Source organism: Nonomuraea sp. NPDC048916 (assembly GCF_040649575.1).
Taxonomy (GTDB): domain Bacteria; phylum Actinomycetota; class Actinomycetes; order Streptosporangiales; family Streptosporangiaceae; genus Nonomuraea.
On record NZ_JBEZFS010000088.1, the window covers coordinates 1 to 5,042 of the forward strand.

The 5,042-nt window shown below is 71.6% G+C and carries 4 protein-coding genes; 3 read left to right on the top strand and 1 reads right to left on the bottom strand.

Annotated elements, in window-relative coordinates; all coding sequences use genetic code 11:
• Positions 1-117: transposase (locus AB0C16_RS39675; protein WP_357691254.1), on the bottom strand; the 117-nt coding region annotated here is incomplete at its 3' end.
• A 48-nt stretch (positions 118-165) separates the two neighbouring features.
• On the opposite strand from AB0C16_RS39675, the gene AB0C16_RS39680 reads away from it, so the two are divergent.
• The 3 genes from AB0C16_RS39680 to AB0C16_RS39690 form a co-directional block, all read left to right on the top strand.
• Positions 166-1,593: an IS66 family transposase gene (locus AB0C16_RS39680; protein WP_357691248.1), complete on the top strand. Its 1,428-nt coding sequence runs from the start codon at positions 166-168 to the stop codon at positions 1,591-1,593.
• Positions 1,594-1,781: 188 nt separating this feature from the next.
• Positions 1,782-2,300, top strand: a complete 519-nt coding sequence (locus AB0C16_RS39685; protein WP_357691250.1) for a hypothetical protein — start codon at positions 1,782-1,784, stop codon at positions 2,298-2,300.
• Positions 2,301-2,333: 33 nt separating this feature from the next.
• Positions 2,334-5,042, top strand: a 2,709-nt coding sequence (locus AB0C16_RS39690; RefSeq protein WP_357691252.1) for a WD40 repeat domain-containing protein, incomplete at its 3' end; no start/stop codon positions are given.

The following is a 5,042-nucleotide window of genomic DNA, read 5'->3' on the forward strand; positions in this document are numbered from 1 at the left end:
CTCGTTGACGCCCAGATCCCGCGCAACGCGCGCGACGGGCTTGCCGGTCTCCTTGACGATCCGCACCGCCCCAGCCCGGAACTCCGGATCAAAGCGACGCCTCGTGCTTCCAGCCACGACCAAACCTCTCCCGGTTCGATCTCCACGTTATGAGGGGAAGCTCAGGTGACCCCCGATCCCGCGAGTTGGAGTCGTGAGGAACTGCTGGCTGCGCTGGCCGAGCGGGACGCTGTGATCGCCGCGTTGATGGCCGAGGTCGAGCAGCTGAAACGGCGGGTGGGGATGGATTCGTCCAACTCCTCGATGCCGCCGGGCTCGGACGGTCCAGCGGCGCGGGCCAAGCGCGCCAAGAAGCCCAAGAAGCGCTCACCCCGGCCGCGTGGTGGGCAGCCGGGGCATGATGGTCACGCGCTGGCCTGGCGGACCGACCCCGATCAGGTCGCCGTGCTCAGCCCGCCCAGCTGTGCCGGGTGTGGCCACGCGCTGGCCGGCCTGCGGGGCAAGGTCGGCGCGCGGGTGCAGGTGTTCGACACCCCGCCGGTCAAGCTGCGGGTCACCGAGTACCGCATGCTCAAGGTCGCCTGCCCGGCCTGCCGCCGGACGACCCGGGCGGCCACCCCCACGGGGCTGGCCGGGCCCTGCTGTTACGGCCCGAACGTGCGCGCCGCGACCGCGCTGCTGGCGTGTGCCGGGCATATGAGCATCAGCCGGGCCGCCGACCTGATGGGCGTACTGCTGGACGCGCCGGTCTCGACCGGGTTCACCGGCGGGCTGGTCAAGCGCGTCGCCTCACGGCTGGCCGGCTTCGAGACCGCGCTGAAGAACGCGTTGCGGGCCGCGCCGGTGCTGCACCACGACGAGACCCCGGCCCGCGTCGCAGGCGACGATGACGATCGGCTGCTGTATGTCTACACCGCCCGCGCCGACCGGCTCCTGTGGTTCGGCGCCGCCGACAACCGCGGCCATGACGCCCTCGATGGGTTCGAGATTCTGCCCGGCTACCCGGGCACGCTGGTCCGCGATGACTACGCCGGCTACGCCAAGTACGACAAGGACCTGGCCGCAGTGCAGCTGTGCTGCGCGCATCTGCTCAGATCGCTGCGCGGCATCGGCGAGCTGGACCCCGACGGCAGCCGGGTACAGCGCTGCTGGACCGAGCCGGTCATGAGCGCGCTGACCGACGCCAAGGCCGCCATCGCCAAGGCCCGCGCCGACGGCGCCACCGCCTTGGATCCGGACCTACTGGATGGGCTGCGCGCCCGCTATGACCAGGCAGTGGCCTGGGGCATCGCCACCAACACCCACCGCGACTGGCCCAGCGGCCGACATCCCGGCTACACGCTGGCACGACGGCTGCAGACCCGGGCCGCGCAGGTCTGGCGGTTCAGCGTCGACTTCGCCGTGCCCTTCACCAACAACCCCTGCGAGCAGCCACAGCGCATGGTCAAACTGCAGATGAAGATCGGCGGCTGCTGGCGCAGCGTGCGCACCGCCGCCCGCTACTGCCTCATCGATGGTTATCTTAGGTTCCTGGCCTCTTCTCGCAGGTCAGCGCGAGATGATCTTTTCTTTCACGTGTGCCACGTTGGCTGATCCTCGCAGTGTTCAAGGTGCCGACGCCGCCGAGAGTGGTACAGGCGTCGCCGATGAGGTTGCGCAGGGCCAGGCGGCGTTGCCTCATCCAGCGGGTTCCAGGCTGTCCCGCAACCAACGGTCCCGCCGACTGTAACGCTTTGCTACTTTCAGCCCCACTCGCGCCGGTTCGGGGACACTCTGGAGGCATGTCGAAGACGACGCCCGAGGCGGGACGAGCGACGGGTTCGCGGCTGTGGCACGGCATAGCGATCATCGCGCTCGTGGTGCTGGCGGCCTGTCTGGTGGCGGGGCTGCTGTGGTTCTTTCGCAGTCCTCTGGATCTGACCATTTTGGACCAGCGGGCCAGCGTGATCGGCATGTTCACCGGCATGCTGCTGGGCGCGGCCGGGCTCGTGGTCGCGGTGCTGGCGTTGCGCGCGCAGAGGCGCGCCGACCGCATCCCGGCCGCCATCGCCCCGCCCGAGACGGCAGCAGCCGAGCAGCAGGCCCCGCAGGTGGCGGCCGAAGGCCGGCGACCGGCCCCCGCACCCGCCGGCGCGGGCGGCAACGGGGGCGACGAGCGCGGCCCGCGGCCCGGTGACACCGATGAGCCGTCCACCGGCACCGGCAAGTACGTGGTGGACCTGCGGCATGCCCAGGCCGTCCAGGTCGGCGAGCACCTCACCCAGCACAACACCTTCCACCCGCCCACCGACCCCGCCTGACCCGGCCCGACCCCGGCAGACACGAGGCCCCCGATGGACCCGCAGCCCCCTCCAGGCCCGTCCGCACCTCCCGCCGGGCCGTCCGCAACGCCGACCGCCGAACCGACCGCCGAGCCGGGTGGCCAGCCGTCCGGGGCGCCGGGCGGGGACGGCCGGCGGTACGTGGTCGACGCGCGGACCGCGACCGGGGTGCAGATCGGGGAGGGTAACACCCAGATCATCTACAGCTACGGCCGTCTCACCTGGAGCGACCCGGCGGGTGTGCCGCCGCTGGCGGACGTGCGCGGCGCGGTCGACTCCCCATACCGCGGGCTGAACGCCTACCAGGAACGCGACGCGGCCTACTTCTTCGGCCGCGATCAGGTCACCGCCCAGCTCCTGGCCCGGCTGTCCGGCCAGGCGGCGGCCGGCGGCCTGCTGATGGTCTCCGGGGTGTCCGGCGCGGGCAAGTCCTCTGTGCTGCGCGCCGGGATCCTGCCCCGGCTGCGCGGCAGCGGCCTGGACGGCGCGTCGCACGCGGCCGGCTGGCCCTGCCTGCTGTTCACCCCGACCCGCAGCCCGCTGGAGGAGTTGGCGGTCCGGGTCGCGGCGCTGGCCGGGACCGACGCCGGTACGGTCCGGCAGGCCCTGGCCCGCGATCCGGAAGGGTTCGCGCTGACCGCCCGCCAGGCCGCCCTGCACGCCGGCGCCGCACCCGGCCCCCCAGCACCAACCCCCTCAGCAGCCCTCTCTGCGGCACACCCGGCGGCACCGGAACCGGCCGCCCAGGGGCCGGCCGCCCCGGAACCGGACGGGCAGCGGCGGCTGGTCCTGCTCATCGACCAGTTCGAGCAGTTGTTCACCCAATGCGCCGATGACGGCCAGCGCGCCGCGTTTATCACCGCGCTGCACGCCGCCGCCACCGTCGGGCACGGTCCGGACCAGAGGCCGGCGGCGCTGGTGGTACTGGTGGTGAGGGCCGATTTCGAGGCCCGCTGCGCCGACTACCCGCTGCTGGCCCAAGCCGTCCAGGACCGTCACCTGCTCACCGCAATGACCGAGCGGCAGCTACGGCTGGCCATCACCGAACCGGCCCGCCAAGCCGGCTCCCAGGTGCAGGACGACCTGACCCAGACGCTGCTGCGGGAGATCCGCACCCACCGGCCCGCAGCCCCCGGCCCGACCTCCACAGGTCCGCCCGCCACCGCGGCGGCCGGCGGCGCCGGGACGCTGCCGCTGCTGTCCCATGCGCTGGACCAGGCCTGGCGCCACCGCACCGGCCAGATGCTGACCCTGGCCGACTACGAGCGCACCGGGGGCATCGAGGGCGCGGTGGCCGACAGCGCGCAACGCGTCTACGACCGGCTCACCCCCGTCCAGCAGGACCTCACCCGGCAGATCTTCCTGCGCCTGGCCACCACCGGCAGCGACGGCACCGACACCGCCGACCGCGTGCCCCGCGCAGCCCTGACCGACAGCCAAGCTCCCGAGCATGTACGCGAGGTGGCGACGGTGCTGGAGGCGTTCGCCGCCGAACGGTTGCTCACCCTGGCCGCCGACACCGTGGAGATCAGCCACGAGGTACTGCTGCGCGCCTGGCCGCTGCTGGCCGAGCAATGGCTGGCCCAAACCCGCGCCGACCGCCTGATCCACACCCGGCTGCGCGCCGCCGCCGCCGAATGGGCCCCTGCCCGCGACCCGTCCTACCTGTATACCGGCAGCCTGCTGGAAACCACCGTGGCCCGCCTCGCCGACCCCGCCTTCCCCTTACCCCTCACACCCGCCGAACGCGACTTCCTGGCCGCCGGCACCCACGCCGCGCAACGCCGGACCCGCCGCCGCCGCGCCAGCACCACCCTCCTGGTGGTACTGGTCGCACTCCTGGCCACCACCACGATCATCATCCAGCGCAGCCAACTAGAAGCTGTACGTCAACGCGATACCTCCATCGTCGCCCTGCTCAGCAACCAGAGCGAAACCACGGACGACAGCCTCCAGGCAAAACAGCTGAGCATGGCCGCCGGCAGCATCAGCGACGACTCGTTGAGTAAAAGCAGCCCCGCCGCACAACAAGCCGCCTACAACCTCAAAGCCGCAGCCACCCTCCCTGGAATCGCCAAGCTCACCAGCGACCAGAGCGTGGTCTATTCGGTGGCGTTCGCGCCGGACGGCAAAACCCTGGCCAGCGGCGGCGCAGACGGGACGGTGCGGTTGTGGGACATGACCGTGACCCCCCACAAGGAAATCGCCAAGCTCACCAGCGACCAGGGCAGGGCCTTGTCGGTGGCGTTCGCGCCGGACGGCAAAACCCTGGCCAGCGGCGGCTACGACAGGACGGTGCGGTTGTGGGACATGACCGTGACCCCCCACAAGGAAATCGCCAAGCTCACCGGCCACCAGGTCGGGGTCTATTCGGTGGCGTTCGCGCCGGACGGCAAAACCCTGGCCAGCGGCGGCTACGACAGGACGGTGCGGTTGTGGGACATGACCGTGACCCCCCACAAGGAAAGCGCCAAGCTCACCAGCGACCAGGTCGGGGTCTTCTCGGTGGCGTTCGCGCCGGACGGCAAAACCCTGGCCAGCGGCGGCGCAGACGGGGCGGTGCGGTTGTGGGACATGACCGTGACCCCCCACAAGGAAATCGCCAAGCTCACCAGCGACCAGGTCGGGGTCTATTCGGTGGCGTTCGCGCCGGACGGCAAAACCCTGGCCAGCGGCGGCTACGACAGGACGGTGCGGTTGTGGGACATGACCGTGACCCCC